Here is a 14,747-nt window from a genome sequence, read left to right on the forward strand (position 1 = left end):
AGCTAAGCCTTTCAGCGCCGATGGTACTGCAGGGGGGACCCTGTGGGAGAGTAGGACGCCGCCGAACAATTCTTCAGCCTCAACCCCCGAGCTCACGCTCGGGGGTTGAGGCTTTTTTGCGTTGTGATGGCAACCGCCTTTACAGGCGGCCGGCGGCCTTGAGTGCGAGGTAGGCGTCTGCCAGGGCGGGGGCGATATCGGCCGGCGGGGCGTCGACGACGGTGATGCCGTGGCGGGAAAGGCGCTCGGCGACCCGACGCCGTTCTGCGCGGGCTTGTTCTGCCGCGGCGGCCGCGTAGACCGCGTCGATGCTGCTGCGGCCCGTGGCCATGTCTTCGAGGCGAGGATCGGCGACGGAGGCGACGAGGACCTCGTGGCGGTGCGTGAGCTGGGGGAGGACCGGCAGGAGGCCTTCTTCCATGGGAGCGGCGTCCAGGCCCGTGAGCAGTACCACCAAAGAGCGGTGGGAGGCCCGTTGGAGGACCGTCGCGACCAGCCCTCGTGCATCGGTTTCGACGAGTTCGGCGTCCAGCGGGGTCATGGCGTCGACGAAGGCGGGAAGCATGTCGCGGGCGGAGCGGCCCTGCACCGCGGCCCGTACCCGGCGGTCGTAGGCGAGGAGGTCCACACGGTCGCCTGCGCGGGCGGCGAGCACCGTGAGGAGCAGAGCCGCGTCCATGGCGGCGTCCAGGCGTGGTGCGTCGCCCACGCGTCCCGCCGAGGTGCGTCCGGTGTCCAGGACGACGAGGATGTGCCGGTCGCGTTCGGGGCGCCAGGTCCGGACGGCGACGGCGGAGCGGCGGGCGGTGGCCCGCCAGTCGATGGAGCGGGTGTCGTCGCCGGGGATGTACTCGCGCAGCGAGTCGAACTCGGTTCCCTGTCCGCGGATGAGGACGGAGGTACGGCCGTCGAGTTCCCGCAGACGCGCGAGGCGGGAGGGGAGGTGCTTGCGGCTGTGGAAGGGCGGCAGCACGCGAACGGTCCAGGGCACCCGGTGCGACCCCTGGCGGGCGGCCAGGCCGAGGGGGCCGAAGGAGCGGACGGTGACACGCTCCGCCCGGCGGTCACCGCGGCGGGTGGGCCGGAGGACGGTGCTGAGGCGGCGGCGCTCGCCTGCCGGGACGGACAGCCTGTGGCGTGAGGACGTGACCTCGGTGCCGGGGTGCCAGCTGCTGGGCGGCCAGGCGTCGCGCAGGGCGGCACGAAGAGCTCGGCGACTCGGGTTCGTCACGGTGAGCGTGACCTCCGCACTCTCGCCGAGTCGAACTGATGTATCACCGGTTCGGGTGAAATGGAGCTTTCGTACTGGCGCGGCGAGGGCGAGGTCGCACAGAATTCCGAGAAGAAGGACGCCTTCGACGATCAGGATGCCGTTCCAGTCAGGGAGGAGCAGCCCGACGACGAGGGCGCCGATCGCGGCGAGGAGGGCGGTTCGTCCGGTCAGTGACATCGGTCGGCCCGTCGTCTCAGCGGGGCACGGGGACGTGGGCGAGGACCGAGGTGATGACCGAGTCGGCGGTCGTGCCTTCCATCTCGGCTTCGGGCCGCAACTGGATCCGGTGCCGGAGTGTGGGCAGAGCCAAGGCCTTCACGTCGTCGGGCGTGACGTAGTCGCGTCCGGTCAGCCAGGCCCAGGCCCTGGCGGTGGCAAGGAGGGCGGTGGCTCCGCGAGGGGAGACACCGAGAGCGAGTGAGGGGGAGTCACGGGTGGCACGGCAGATATCGACGATGTAGGCGGTGATGTCGGGGGAGACCGACGTCTTGGCGACCGCAGCACGTGCGGCGTCGAGGTCGGCGGGACCGGCGACGGGGCGGATGCCGGCGGAGTCCAGGTCGCGGGGGTTGAAGCCGTCGGCGTGCCGGGTGAGGACGTCGATCTCGGTCTCGCGGGAGGGCAGGGGCAGCACCAGCTTGAGCAGGAAGCGGTCCAGCTGGGCCTCCGGGAGGGGATAGGTGCCCTCGTACTCGACCGGGTTCTGCGTCGCCGCGACCAGGAACGGTTCCGGCAGCGGGCGAGGGAGGCCGTCGACGGTGACCTGGCGCTCCTCCATTGCCTCCAGGAGTGAGGCCTGGGTCTTGGGAGGTGTGCGGTTGATTTCGTCGGCGAGAAGGAGGTTGGTGAAGACGGGACCGGCCTGGAAGGAGAACTCGGCGGTGCGGGCGTCGTAGATGAGGGATCCGGTGATGTCGCCGGGCATCAGGTCGGGCGTGAACTGGACGCGCTTGGTCTCCAGTCGGAGCGACGCTGCCAGGGCGCGCACCAGCAGTGTCTTGGCGACACCGGGCACGCCTTCGAGCAGGACGTGCCCTCGGCAGAGGAGGGCCACCACCAGGCCTGTGACTGCCGGGTCCTGGCCGACGACGGCCTTGGCGATTTCGGTGCGCAGTGCCTCCAGGGAGGCGCGGGCACTGTCGGCGGTGGGAGCGGCGCTCACGGGGTTGCTTTCCTCTCGTTGCGCAGGATGCGGCGTTCGAGTGCGTCGAGGTCGTCGGCGAGGCGCAGCAGGGCGGCGTCGTCGGCCGGGGGAGGGCCGTGCAGCGTGACATGCGGTTGTGCCGCGGGATCGTCAAGGCGTGCGGCGACGGCGGAGGCGAGGACGCCCGGGTCGTGGGCCTGGGATGGAGGGATGCCGAGAAGGGGGGCCAGCCGGTCCCGGGTCGCGGTCCGCAGTGCTTCGGCGGCGCGAGCGCGGGCGTTGCCCCGGCGGTAGAGGCGGGCCCGTCCTTCGGTGGCCTCCGCGGCGCGCACGGTCGCGGGCAGCCGTTCGGCGACGATCGGGCCCAGTCGGCGCGCCCGCCAGAGTGCGGCGAATGCGGCGGCGACGAGGAGTTGGAGGAAGGCCCAGCTCCAGCCGTCGGGGATGAGGTCGAGGAAGCTCTGCCGGCCGCCGTCGAACGCGGCCGCGTCATCGAGAGAGGGGAGGTACCAGACGAGGTGCGGGTGTGCGCCGAGGACCTGAAGGGCGAGGGAGGCGTTTCCCTGGTCGCGGAGGTTCTCGTTCTGCAGGAGTGTGTGGGTGCCGAGGACCACGATGTCACCGCCGTCCGCTGCTGGGAGACGCAGCAGGGTGGGGTTGCCGGCGGCGGTTCGGTAGCACCGGTCGGCCCCCTCGGCGGTGGTCGTGTAGGCGGTGCCGCCGAGATCGGCGTCGCCCGCGCGGACCGCCGCGGGCAGGTCGCATCCGGCCCGCCGGGTCCGGACGGAGGCCGGTCCGGCGTAGTGGACCCCAGGGGCCAGCACGCCGACGGACGCGTCGCTCGGGTCCAGCAGCACGGTCCGACCACCGCCGGACTGCGTCATGGCTTTGCGTAGACGCGACTGCTGACGATCCGTCAAGAGATCGGGGACGGTGACGAGAAGGGTGGTGTCGGGGCCGGCGGAGGAAGCGGCGTCGTCGGTGGTGGTGACGACCGTGGTCGTCACACCGCGGTGGCCGAGGAGTTGTGCCAGGGCCCGGCTTCCCGCCGGGTCGGGAGAACGGGGGTCCAGGGCATGGTGGTTCTCACCGGACTGCAGGACGGCGTAGGCGACGCCGAACAGGACGAGGGCGAGGCCCGCCGCCAGTACGGCACGCCAGCGGCTCCAGAGCTGATGTGCCGTGGGGGACGCGGAGGTTGAGGCAGGGGCCGGTGTCGTGGCCTGGGCCGTGGTCACGGGCGGGCGCCCCCGGACGGTCCAGCGGCCGTTGCGGCGAATCGGGGCTTGGCGCGCTCCACTTGGGTGTCCAGGTCGCGCAGGGCCGCATAGGCCTCGGGACTGCCGGGGCGGTTGCCGTAGGTGACGTCGTCGAAGGTGCGGGCGGCGTCGCGGAGCGCCGCGGCGTGGTCGGGGAGGTGGCGGCCGGCGTCGGCCACGGCCTCGTCGGCGGTGCGGCCGGGACGTGGGTCGATCACGGCGCGTTCCTCCAAGGAGCGCACGATCGCCCGCATCCGCTCCTGGACGGCCTCGGTCCAGGCGCCGTTGCGGGCATGCTCCTCGGCCGCCGCCCGGTGTTCCGCGGCGGTGCGCGGCGTCTCGGCGAACAGGCCGCCGGCCACGGTGGGCTGAGCCCGCAGCTTGCCGAGCCGCAGGCGCAGGGCGACGACCAGTACAACGACGAGCACGATCACCGTCACCAGGCCGACAGCGCCTCCGGGGGCGGCCCCGGAGGCACTGTCCATCAGGTCGGCGAACTTCCGCCACAGCCACGCGATGGCGCGCTGGAGGAGGCCGGGATCGTTCTGGTGGTAGACGGCCTTGGACAGTTCGTCCTCGGCCGCCTCGCGCGCCGGGACGCGCGGGATCGTGACCGGTACGCCCCCCGACACCGGCGTCAGGCCCCGGTGGCCGGACTCGCGCCGGGTGCGCCCGTCGGCTCCCCGTACCCGCTGACGCCGGCGGCGCGGGCGAGGTCGATGTCCAGGGCCTCGCGGCGGATGCGCTGGTCCATGTAGAGCAGGGCGGTCACGCCCGCACTGATGGGGAAGGTGATGGTGGATCCGATGACGGCGCCGATGCCGACGACGATCAGGTAGGACCAGCCGAGCCCGCCGGAGTTGGGCGAGGTGAAGGCGGACAGGCCGTCGCCGCTGATCGCCAGGCCCACGATCAGGAAGGGGATCTGGATGATCGAGGTGATGAGGTAGACGAGCAGCGAGGAGAGCAACTGGATACCCAGCACGCGCCACCACGAGCCGCGCACCAACTTGGACGACCGCGCCATCGACTTGACCACGCCCTGCTTCTCCAGCATCAGCGCGGGAGAGGCGAGGCTGAACCGGATCATCAGCCACACGACGACGACGAAAGCCGCCAGACCACCGAACAACGCGAGACTGAGCCCGGCACCGACGGAGCCGCCGACGGCCAGTGCCACCCCGGGGCCGATGCCGACGGCCACGATGCCCACCCCTATGAGGGCGATCAGGAGGGTCAGACCGAGCAGCCGGCCCAACTGGGGCCGGGCGTCGGACCAGGCCTCGCCCGTGGTGACCTGCCGGCCCAGCACGGCCCTGCTGATCACCATGGTGAGCATCGCGGTGGCGATCACCACGCCGAGCAGCGTGATGACCATGGTGACCCCGGCGCCCGCGAGGCTGCCGCCGACGGCGTCCGCGACATCGCTGAGGCTGGGCTCGGGGTTGTTCTCCAGGGCGTTGATGCTGCTGTTGTCGCTGAGCGCCAGCCCCTGCAGGAGCACCGAGGCGCCCTGGGTGACCAGGGAGACCACCAGGGCGATGCCCAGGACCGTCCGCCAGTGCGCGCGCATGGTGGAGACCGCCCCGTCCAGGATCTCGCCCACTCCCAGCGGCCGCAGCGGGATGACGCCGGGCTTGGGGGAGGGCGGAAGACCCCACTGCGGCTGCTGCCAGCCGCGCTGTCCGGTGCCGCCCCACGCGGGCGGCGGGGGCGGGCTGCCCCATCCTCCGCTTCCGGAGGCCTGCCACTGGCCGGCCGGAGGCTGCTGCTGAGTCCAGTTCGGGGGCGCAGAATCCTGCGGCGTGTCGGGCCCGTTCGGGTGGCCCGGCTCGTCGGAGGGGGAGGATCCGGGCGAGGCCCAGCCCGGAGAGTCGTTCATCATCGCTCCTTCGTTACTGCGCTACCCGATCGTTCAACGCCGGGACGGTGGCAATCGTGCCATGGGGTAAGTGGGCTTGTACCCGGGGATGCGGTACGCCGCAACCGTTCAAAACGTGCTGCCGTTCACGGCAGACTGGGCAGATGGGTGATCAGTACGTGGTATCTCTGGCCAACGAAACCAAGGGGAACCCCGACGAACCGCTCCCGACGCTCCGCTGGGAGGAGCCGCCGGAAGGGCCCGTCCTCGTCCTGCTCGACCAGACCCGTCTTCCCGCGGAGGAAGTGGAACTGGTCTGCACCGATGTGCCCGCACTCGTCGAGGCGATCCGCACCCTCGTCGTGCGCGGGGCGCCGGTGCTCGGTGTCGCGGGCGCCTACGGTGTGGCGCTCGCCGCCGTGCGCGGCTACGACGTCGACGAGGCCGCCGAATCCCTCGCGCATGCCCGGCCCACCGCCGTCAACCTGGCCTACGGCGTCAAGCGCGCCGTGGCCGCCTACCGCGCCGCGCTGAGCGGGGACGCCCAGGGCGACCCCGACCGCGCGGCGGCCGCCGCCCTCGCCGAGGCCCGCAGTCTCCACGCCGAGGACGCCGCGGCCAGCACCGCCATGGGCAGCAACGGCCTCCATCTGCTCTCCGAGCTCCTGCCCGGCGGCGGCTACCAGATCCTGACGCACTGCAACACCGGTGCGCTCGTCTCCGGCGGCGAGGGCACCGCCTTCGCCGTCGCCCTCGCCGCCCACCGGCGCGGCCAGCTGCGCCGGCTGTGGGTCGACGAGACCCGGCCGCTGCTCCAGGGCGCCCGGCTCACCGCCTACGAGGCCGCCCGCACCGGCATGGCGTACACGCTGCTCACCGACAGCGCCGCCGGTTCGCTCTTCGCCGCCGGGGAGGTGCACGCCGTCCTCGTGGGCGCCGACCGCATCGCCGCCGACGGCTCCGTCGCCAACAAGGTCGGCAGCTACCCGCTCGCCGTCCTCGCCCGCTACCACAACGTGCCCTTCGTCGTGGTGGCCCCGACCACCACCGTCGACCTGGACACACCGGACGGGGCGGCCGTGGAGATCGAGCAGCGTTCCGGTCACGAGGTCACGGACGTGTCAGGGCGCGCCGTGGCTCCGCTCGGCACCCAGGCGTACAACCCCGCGTTCGACATCACGCCGCCGAGCCTGATCACGGCGATAGTGACGGAGACCGGCGTGGTCTCGCCGGTCACGGCGGATGCGCTGGCGGCACTGTGCGCTCCCCGTGTCCCGGGTTCGCGATCCGGCACCGGGGTGATCCCTGGCTGAGGCACGGCGACGGCCCTCTGGCCCGCGCTGTGATGCGGGCCAGGGGCCGTGGCATGCCCTCCTCGCGGCCGGGCTCCCGGCGCTTCCTGGTACCGGCAGTCCGTGGAAGACGGATGCACTGGCTGCGCCGGGCTCCGCCGCCTCCACTGGAGTGGGTGAGGTCGCCGACCAACCGGAGCGATCCCCACCGTCGAGCACCCGCGAAGGAGTCGCTGTGAGCACCGACCGGAAGATCGCCCTCATCACCGGGGCCAACCGAGGCCTGGGCCGCGCCGGCGCCCTGCGGCTGGCCGCGGACGGGGTGGACGTCGTGATCACGTACCGGAACAACCGGGCCGAGGCGGAGGACGTCGTGGCGGCCGTCGAGGCTCTGGGCCGGACCGCGGTCGCCCTGCGGCTGGACACCGGCGCCGTGAGCTCCTTCGCCGGCTTCGCCGCGCAACTGGCCGGCGAGCTGAAGTCCCGCTGGGACAGGACCACCTTCGACTACCTGGTCAACAATGCCGGTCACGACCTGACGGCGTCCTTCGCGGAGACCACCGAGAAGGACTTCGACGACATGGTCTCCGTCCACCTCAAGGGCGCCTTCTTCCTCACCCAGTCCCTGCTGCCGCAGCTCGCCGACGGCGGCGCCGTCGTCAACGTCTCCACCGGCCTGACGCGCATCACCGCCCCCGGCCACGCCGCTTACGGCGCCGTCAAGGGCGCGGTCGAGGTCCTCACCCGCTACCAGGCCAAGGAGCTCGGCGCCCGCGGTATCCGCGTCAACGCCATCGCCCCCGGCGCGACGGCGACCGACTTCGGCGGCGGTGGCATGATCCACAACGAGCACGTGCGGACCCGGATCAGCTCTCAGGTCGCCCTCGGCCGCACGGGCGAGCCCGACGACATCGGCGCGGCGCTCGCCGCGCTGCTCTCGGACGCGAACCGGTGGGTCACCGCCCAGCGCATCGAGATCTCCGGCGGCCAGAGCCTGTGACCCGACCCGACCCGACCCGACCCGGCCGGGCCGCCCCTCCGGCCTGCCGGAACCGTCGCGAAGTGACCTTCGTCGGAGAACAAGGCCCTACGACCCGTCGCGCAGCTCGCCATGGACCTGGCAGGGTGTTCACTGTCCGGAACCAGGTGTCCGGAGACCGTATGCGTGAGTGACGCCACGGCTCCGAACATCCCAGGTCAACGGCAGATGCCAGTCGACGGAGAGCACGGCGGGGTGACGACGAACACCATGGTCAAAGCTATCGATGCGAAAATGGGATGATGGTCGCTATGAAGGGACGCGTCCTGGTCGTCGACGACGACACCGCACTGGCGGAGATGCTTGGCATCGTGCTGCGCGGCGAGGGTTTTGAGCCGTCGTTCGTGGCCGACGGTGACAAGGCCCTCGCCGCTTTCCGTGAGACCAAACCGGATCTGGTCCTCCTCGACCTCATGCTCCCCGGACGGGACGGCATCGACGTGTGCCGCCAGATCCGGGCCGAGTCCGGGGTACCCATCGTCATGCTCACCGCGAAGAGCGACACGGTCGACGTGGTGGTGGGCCTGGAGTCCGGCGCCGACGACTACGTGATCAAGCCCTTCAAGCCCAAGGAGCTGGTGGCCCGCGTGCGGGCCCGGCTGCGCAGGGCGGAGGAGCCGACACCCGAGCAGCTCACCATCGGCGACCTCGTCATCGACGTCGCCGGCCACTCGGTCAAGCGGGACGGGCAGCCCATCGCGCTGACCCCGCTCGAGTTCGACCTGCTGGTCGCGCTCGCCCGCAAACCGTGGCAGGTCTTCACCCGCGAGGTGCTCCTCGAGCAGGTCTGGGGCTACCGGCACGCGGCCGACACCCGCCTGGTCAACGTCCACGTCCAACGGCTGCGCTCCAAGGTCGAACGCGACCCCGAGCGCCCCGAGATCGTGGTGACCGTCCGCGGCGTCGGCTACAAGGCCGGACCGGGCTGACATGGGGACCCCGTACGAGCGTGAGCGGCAGGAGAGCCGGCACGCGGACCCCCTCACGGGCCTGCTGCCGGTGCTCCGCTCGTGCGTCCGCTGGGCCAGGCGGCCCCTCCAGCCCGCCACCCGGCTGTGGCGGCGCAACATCCAGCTGCGCGTCGTCGCCACCACACTGCTGATGTCGCTGGGCGTCGTGCTGCTCCTCGGCGTGGTCGTGATCGGCCAGGTCAAGAACGGACTGCTCGACGCCAAGCGGCAGACCGCGCAGAGCCAGGCCGTCGGCGGCTTCGCCGTGGCCAAGGAGAAGGCCCGCAACGTCACCGACAGCGGCGACTCCGGCACCGACGCGCGCAGCCAGACCGACACCGCGACCTGGCTCAACAACCTCGTCGAACAGCTCGCCAGCGGCGGCCAGGGCGTCTACTCCGTCGTCGCCCTCAGCTCCAACGCCGAGCAGCAGATGACGTACAGCACCCAGGCCGACAGCCCCGGCACCCACGGTCCCCGCGGCTCCGGCGGGGTGTGGCCCGAGGAGAGCGTGCCGGCCGACCTGCGGCAGTCCCTCGACGGCACGCTGGAGGTCTACGAGCGCTACACCTCGATGAAGAGCGACAGCGTCCCCCAGGGGGAACCCGCCCTCATCGTCGGACAGCGCCTCAACGACCCCAACGGCAAGCCCTACCAGCTGTACTACCTCTTCCCCTTCGACCAGGAGGAGAAGACCCTCGGCCTGGTCAAGGGCACCCTCGCCACCGCCGGCATCTTCGTCGTCGTGCTGCTCGGCGCCATCGCCTGGCTCGTCGTGCGGCAGGTCGTCACCCCCGTCCGCATGGCCGCCCAGATCTCCGAACGGCTGGCCGCCGGACACCTGCAGGAACGCATGAAGGTCACCGGCGAGGACGACATCGCCCGGCTCGGCGAGTCCTTCAACAAGATGGCCCAGACCCTCCAGGTCAAGATCCAGCAGCTGGAGGACCTGTCCCGGATGCAGCGCCGGTTCGTCTCCGACGTCTCCCACGAACTGCGCACCCCGCTGACCACGGTCCGCATGGCCGCCGACGTTATCCACGAGGCCCGCGAGGACTTCGACCCGGCGACGTCCCGCTCCGCCGAACTGCTCCAGAACCAACTGGACCGGTTCGAGTCGATGCTCTCCGACCTGCTGGAGATCAGCCGGTTCGACGCCGGTGCCGCGGCCCTGGAGGCCGAGCCGATAGACCTGCGCGACGTCGTGCGCCGGGTCGTCGACGGCGCCGAGCCGCTGGCGGAGCGCAAGGGCAGCCGCATCATCGTCCACGGCGACGAGCAGCCCGTGACCGTCGAGGCCGACGCCCGGCGCGTCGAGCGGGTCCTGCGCAACCTCGTCGTCAACGCCGTCGAGCACGGCGAGGGCCGCGACGTCCACGTCCGCATGGCCTCGGCCGGCGGGGCCGTCGCCGTGGCCGTCCGCGACTACGGCGTCGGCCTCAAGCCCGGCGAGGCCACCCGCGTCTTCAACCGCTTCTGGCGCGCCGACCCCGCGCGCGCCCGCACCACCGGCGGCACCGGCCTCGGCCTGTCCATCGCGCTCGAGGACGCCCGGCTGCACGGCGGCTGGCTGCAGGCCTGGGGCGAACCGGGCGGCGGCTCGCAGTTCCGGCTGACCCTGCCCCGCACCGGCGCCGACAGCCTGCGCGGCTCCCCGATCGCCCTGGAACCCGAGGACTCGCGCCGCAACCGCGAGCTGAACGCCGGCCCCCGCGCCATGCCCGCCGGCGCCATCGCGCTCGGCGCGGCCCTCGAAGGCGCGGCCGTCCCGGCGCACACCCCGGCCCTGCACGGGGTGCCGGTGTCGCGGTTCGCCGCGCCCGCCATCCCCAACATGCCGCTCAGCGCTCCCCGGCCCCCAGCCGCGGACCCCGCCGCACTGCCCGGCAACGGCGCCCGCGTCGTCGGCCACCGGGCCGGCAGCGGCACGGCCACCCACACCACCACCACGGACCAGGCGCGGGAGGACGAGAGCTGATGCGCGCGATGGGGGGCGGCCGACCGCGGCCGGTCAAGGCGGGCATGCTCCTGGGCTGTCTCCTCGTCCTGCTCACGGGCTGCGCCTCCATGCCCGACAGCGGCGAGGTGCACCGCGTCGGCGGCGAGCAGCACGCGGACACCGACCCCCAGGTACGCGTCTACGGCGTGAAACCGCAGAAGGGCGAGACGCCGCGGGAGATCGTCAGCGGTTTCCTGGAGGCGACCACCAGCGACGAGGCGAAGTACGACACCGCCAAGCTCTACATGACCAAGGAGCAGGCCCAGCTGTGGAAGCCGGACTCCGGGATCACCATCCTCGCCGACGGCCCCACCCAGGTGCAGGAGCCGGACGCCACGGGTGACGGCAAGGGCGACGACGGCACCCAAATCAGCCTCACCGGTGAGAAGGTCGCCGCGGTCGACGCCAGGCACGCGTACCGCGCGGACGAGGGCACCTTCAGCACCGGGATCCGGCTGACCAAGGAGAACGGCGAATGGCGCATCGCCGGCGTCGCCGACGGGCTCGTGCTGAGCGAGGCCGACTTCACCCGCTTCTACCGCTCGGTGGACACGTACTACTTCGCCTCCCTGGGCGCGGACGCCCTCACCGGGCATCGCGATTCCCTGGTCGCCGACCCCCTGTACCTGCGCAAGCGCATCAACCCGCTGGCCGCGACCGTCGACGCGCTGCTGACCGGACCGACCGACTGGCTCCAGCCCGTCGTCGAATCGGCCTTCTCCAGCGGCATCCGCGCCACCAAGGTCTCCCTGGACGACACCCAGCGCCTCACCGTCCGGCTCAACCGCGCGCCCGGCGACGGCCCTCGCTGCGAGCGGATGGCCGCCCAGCTCATCCAGACCGTGCAGGGCATGTCCTCCAGCCCCCTGCCGTCCGTGGAGGTGCAGGGCCCGGCCGGCCGCGTCGCCTGCTCCCTGTCGCGGGAGCAGGCCGCCAGTGCCTACGCACCGGAGGGGCTGGCCGGTCAGGGCAACGAGCAGTACTTCATCGACGCCGAGCACCACCTCGTCAGCCTCAGCGGCGAGGGCACCCAGCCCATCACGGTGCCCGGGCCCTTCGGGTCGGGGCCGCTCAAGCTGGGCACCGTCGCGGTGCGCCGCGACGAGCAGTCCGCGGCCGGGGTCACCGACGACGGCGCCGACCTCTACGTCTCCTCGCTGAACGCGGGCGGGGAGCTCGGGCCGGTCGTCGCGCAGAGTGAGGCCGCCGACCGGAAGAACCGGCTCAGCGCGCCCAGCTGGGACGGCTACGGCGGCCTGTGGGTCGCCGACCGCGACCCCAACCGGCCCCGGCTGCTCATGTTCCGCGACGGTGCCGGCACACCCGTCGACGTCGCGGTGCCGGAGCTCGGCGACGGCCGGATCGAGTCGCTGCGGGTGGCCGCCGACGGTGTCCGCATCGCCCTGCTGGTGAGCGAGGGCAAGCACACCACGCTGCGGCTCGGCCGCATCGAACGCACCGGGCCCTCCGACGACCCGCAGATCGCCGTCGCCGACCTGCGCCGCGTGACCCCGCAGCTGGAGGACGTCATAGCGGCCTCCTGGGCGGGGGTGAGCCGCCTCGTGGTGGTGGGCCGGGAGACCGGGGGCGTCCCCCAGATCCAGTACATCAACGCGGACGGCTCGGCGTCCTTCACCCCGAGCCTGCCCGGCATCAGCGGCGTCAAGTCGGTGGCCGCCTCCGAGAACCAGGACAAGCCGCTGCTCGCGGAACTGGACGGCGGCATCTTCCGGCTGCCCCCGGACGCGAACTGGAAGGAAGTCACCCCCAAGGGCACCGCGCCGGTCTATCCGGGCTGAGCGGCGGCCGGGCGTCGGTTGCGTGGACAACACACAGGCGAGGCACCGTAGAAACGTGACAAAGCGGGTCTTTTCTGTCGTGCTCGGCCTCCCGCGAAGCTTTACCCACAGGAGTTATCCACAGCCCTGTGGACGACCCTGGCGGATGTCTCCCCCACCCGGCATCGTTGAGTCATGCGAGGCCTACGGGAATGGTGGCGCGAAATCGCGGGTCTGGTGCTGCCGGGGGAGTGCGCGGGGTGCGGCGCGCCGCGCACCGGACTGTGCGAGGAGTGCGGGGCGACGCTGTACGAGCCGGGGGCGCGGCGCGTATGGCCCGACCCGCCGCCCGCCGGGCTCCCGGAGGTGTGGGCGGCGGCCGTCTACGCCGACCAGCCGCGCGCCGTGCTGCTCGCGCACAAGGAGCGCGGCGCCCTCGGGCTGGCGCGGCCGCTGGGCGCGGCGCTGGCGGGCGCCGTCTACGCGGCGGTGAGGGGAGGGGGTGGGGGAGGGGCCCCCGAGACTGGGCCGCTGCTCCTCGTCCCCGTCCCCTCCTCCCGCCGCGCCGTCGCCGCCCGCGGCCACGACGCCACCCGCCGCATGGCGCGGGCCGCCGCCGCGGACCTCCGCCGGGACGGGCTCCCCGTGCGGGCCGCCAGGGTCCTGCGGCAGCGCCGCCCCGTCGCCGACCAGGCGGGCCTCGCCGCACCGGACCGGCTCGCCAACCTCTCCGGGGCCCTGGAGGCCGTACCGGGCGCCGCCGGACTGCTCAGGCGCACCGGGGCGGTCCTCGTGGACGACCTGATGACCACGGGTGCCTCCCTGGTGGCCGCCGCCCGGGCCGTCGAGGCGGCCGGCGGCCGAGTCCTTGCCGCCGCGGTGATCGGCGGCCCGGCTCCGCTGCGCCGCCGAACGGAGTAGCGGGGCCGCCCGTCCGTGAGCAAGGCGCGTCACGGAGTGCGGCACGGCCACGGGTGCCGGAAACGGCGCGCGCCGGTGCCCGGAAGCGGGTCCGCAGCCCCTCGTGCGCGGGTGGTCGCCTCCGCGCGCCGGTAAGCGGAACCCCTCGGGCACCGGTGATGTTGCAGGTCGTGCAACCGCCGTTTCACCCGAACGGAGGTATCGCCCCGCTGGGGGTGCCGACCGTGGTACTCCGGGTCTATGTTCGGTTGTGAGGGACGCGGCCGCCGGAGGTGGCCCGCCGTTCCGCGGACCGCGGGTTGTGGTTCACCCACCGTTCAGTGGATGTTGATCTTTCTCCCGGGGGAGGAGGAGGTGAGAGTTGCGGCTTCGCCGCCCCGGAGGCCTCCGGAGGTGTGCGGAGTGGCTACGAACGTCGACGCCGGGCGGGACCTGGTACCCGCCGGCCTCAGCGCAAGGGATTCGTCCTGTGCGAACGGGGCGATCCGGGAACGGAGTTCTGCGTGGACATCGTCGTCAAGGGCCGCAAGACCGAGGTGCCCGAGCGGTTCCGGAAGCACGTGACCGAGAAGCTGGACAAGATCCAGAAGCTCGACGGCAAGGTGATCAGCCTCGAGGTCGAGGTGTCGAAGGAGCCCAACCCCCGGCAGGCGGACCGCTCCGACCGGGTGGAGATCACCTTGCTCTCGCGTGGACCGGTGATCCGGGCCGAGGCCGCCGCTACGGATCCGTACGCGGCGCTCGACCTCGCGGTGAGCAAGCTCGAGGCGCGACTGCGCAAGGCCGCCGACAAACGCAGGGTGCACCACCGCGGCGGGAGCCGTGCGCCCCTCAGCGTGGCGGAGGCGACGGCCGTGCTGGCCGCCGAGGAGTCCAACGGCACCCGGCCCGCGGACGACTCCGCCGCCGGCGTGCCCACCACCAAGATGGGTTCCCTGGAGGTCCAGGGCGAAGGCCCGCTGGTGGTGCGCGAGAAGACGCACGCGGCAGCACCGATGACGCTCGATCAGGCGCTCTACGAGATGGAACTGATCGGGCACGATTTCTATCTGTTCATCGACTCCGACACGGAACAACCGAGTGTCGTCTACCGGCGGCACGGCTACGACTACGGCGTCATCCACCTGAAGGCGGACCCCTCCGTCATGGTGGCGCCGTCCGGTGCGGGAGGAGCGCTGCGCCGGTGATGTGACGGTAACGGGCGGCGCCCCCGGGCGGGAAACGACCTCCG

At 72.4% G+C, this 14,747-nt stretch carries 13 protein-coding genes; 8 read left to right on the forward strand and 5 right to left on the reverse strand.

From position 1 onward, the window contains the following. Window positions 1-139 precede the first annotated feature (139 nt). On the reverse strand, window positions 140-1,231 hold the full coding sequence (locus ACIP64_RS39090) for a DUF58 domain-containing protein (RefSeq protein WP_401596943.1): 1,092 nt from the start codon (window positions 1,229-1,231) through the stop codon (window positions 140-142). Window positions 1,232-1,291: 60 nt separating this feature from the next. Between ACIP64_RS39090 and ACIP64_RS39095 the strand changes: the two genes are divergently transcribed. Continuing rightward, on the forward strand, window positions 1,292-1,447 hold the full coding sequence (locus ACIP64_RS39095) for a hypothetical protein (RefSeq protein ID WP_401596946.1): 156 nt from the start codon (window positions 1,292-1,294) through the stop codon (window positions 1,445-1,447). Window positions 1,448-1,466: 19 nt separating this feature from the next. On the opposite strand, the gene ACIP64_RS39100 is transcribed toward ACIP64_RS39095, so the two are convergent. Genes ACIP64_RS39100 through ACIP64_RS39115 form a run of 4 tightly spaced genes read right to left on the reverse strand, consistent with a single transcriptional unit; the run spans window position 1,467 to window position 5,558 of the window. Continuing rightward, window positions 1,467-2,435, reverse strand: coding sequence for an AAA family ATPase (locus tag ACIP64_RS39100; RefSeq protein WP_401596949.1), 969 nt, complete (start codon window positions 2,433-2,435; stop codon window positions 1,467-1,469). Further along, on the reverse strand, window positions 2,432-3,655 hold the full coding sequence (locus ACIP64_RS39105; protein ID WP_401596952.1) for a DUF4350 domain-containing protein: 1,224 nt from the start codon (window positions 3,653-3,655) through the stop codon (window positions 2,432-2,434). Before ACIP64_RS39105 ends, ACIP64_RS39100 begins: the two co-directional genes overlap by 4 nt. Then, entirely contained in the window at window positions 3,652-4,308 is a 657-nt protein-coding gene (locus ACIP64_RS39110; RefSeq protein WP_401596955.1) for a DUF4129 domain-containing protein, read from the reverse strand. The genes ACIP64_RS39105 and ACIP64_RS39110 overlap by 4 nt, the downstream gene beginning before the upstream one ends. A gap of 5 nt (window positions 4,309-4,313) precedes the next feature. Continuing rightward, window positions 4,314-5,558: a glycerophosphoryl diester phosphodiesterase membrane domain-containing protein gene (locus tag ACIP64_RS39115; RefSeq protein WP_401596958.1), complete on the reverse strand. Its 1,245-nt coding sequence runs from the start codon at window positions 5,556-5,558 to the stop codon at window positions 4,314-4,316. Between the two features lie 143 nt (window positions 5,559-5,701). Between ACIP64_RS39115 and mtnA the strand changes: the two genes are divergently transcribed. The 7 genes from mtnA (at window position 5,702) to hpf (ending at window position 14,703) form a co-directional block, all read left to right on the forward strand. Beyond that, the gene (gene mtnA, locus ACIP64_RS39120) at window positions 5,702-6,850 is read left to right on the forward strand and encodes an S-methyl-5-thioribose-1-phosphate isomerase (RefSeq protein WP_401596961.1); all 1,149 of its coding nucleotides are present in this window, start codon (window positions 5,702-5,704) and stop codon (window positions 6,848-6,850) included. Between the two features lie 214 nt (window positions 6,851-7,064). After that, window positions 7,065-7,829 (forward strand): SDR family NAD(P)-dependent oxidoreductase, encoded by a 765-nt coding sequence (locus tag ACIP64_RS39125; RefSeq protein WP_401596963.1) that lies wholly within the window; start codon window positions 7,065-7,067, stop codon window positions 7,827-7,829. A 278-nt stretch (window positions 7,830-8,107) separates the two neighbouring features. Continuing rightward, the gene (gene mtrA, locus ACIP64_RS39130) at window positions 8,108-8,797 is read left to right on the forward strand and encodes a two-component system response regulator MtrA (RefSeq protein WP_078620260.1); all 690 of its coding nucleotides are present in this window, start codon (window positions 8,108-8,110) and stop codon (window positions 8,795-8,797) included. Window position 8,798: 1 nt separating this feature from the next. Next, entirely contained in the window at window positions 8,799-10,796 is a 1,998-nt protein-coding gene (gene mtrB / locus ACIP64_RS39135) for an MtrAB system histidine kinase MtrB (protein ID WP_401596966.1), read from the forward strand. Then, complete coding sequence (locus tag ACIP64_RS39140; protein WP_401596969.1) at window positions 10,796-12,616, forward strand: LpqB family beta-propeller domain-containing protein; 1,821 nt, start codon at window positions 10,796-10,798, stop codon at window positions 12,614-12,616. The genes mtrB and ACIP64_RS39140 overlap by 1 nt, the downstream gene beginning before the upstream one ends. 174 nt (window positions 12,617-12,790) lie before the next feature. Further along, on the forward strand, window positions 12,791-13,516 hold the full coding sequence (locus tag ACIP64_RS39145; RefSeq protein WP_401596972.1) for a ComF family protein: 726 nt from the start codon (window positions 12,791-12,793) through the stop codon (window positions 13,514-13,516). A 503-nt stretch (window positions 13,517-14,019) separates the two neighbouring features. Beyond that, window positions 14,020-14,703 (forward strand): ribosome hibernation-promoting factor, HPF/YfiA family, encoded by a 684-nt coding sequence (hpf, locus tag ACIP64_RS39150; RefSeq protein ID WP_401596975.1) that lies wholly within the window; start codon window positions 14,020-14,022, stop codon window positions 14,701-14,703. The last annotated feature ends 44 nt before the right edge of the window (window positions 14,704-14,747 follow it).

It is taken from the genome of Streptomyces sp. NPDC088733, from assembly GCF_044751185.1.
Lineage (GTDB): Bacteria > Actinomycetota > Actinomycetes > Streptomycetales > Streptomycetaceae > Actinacidiphila.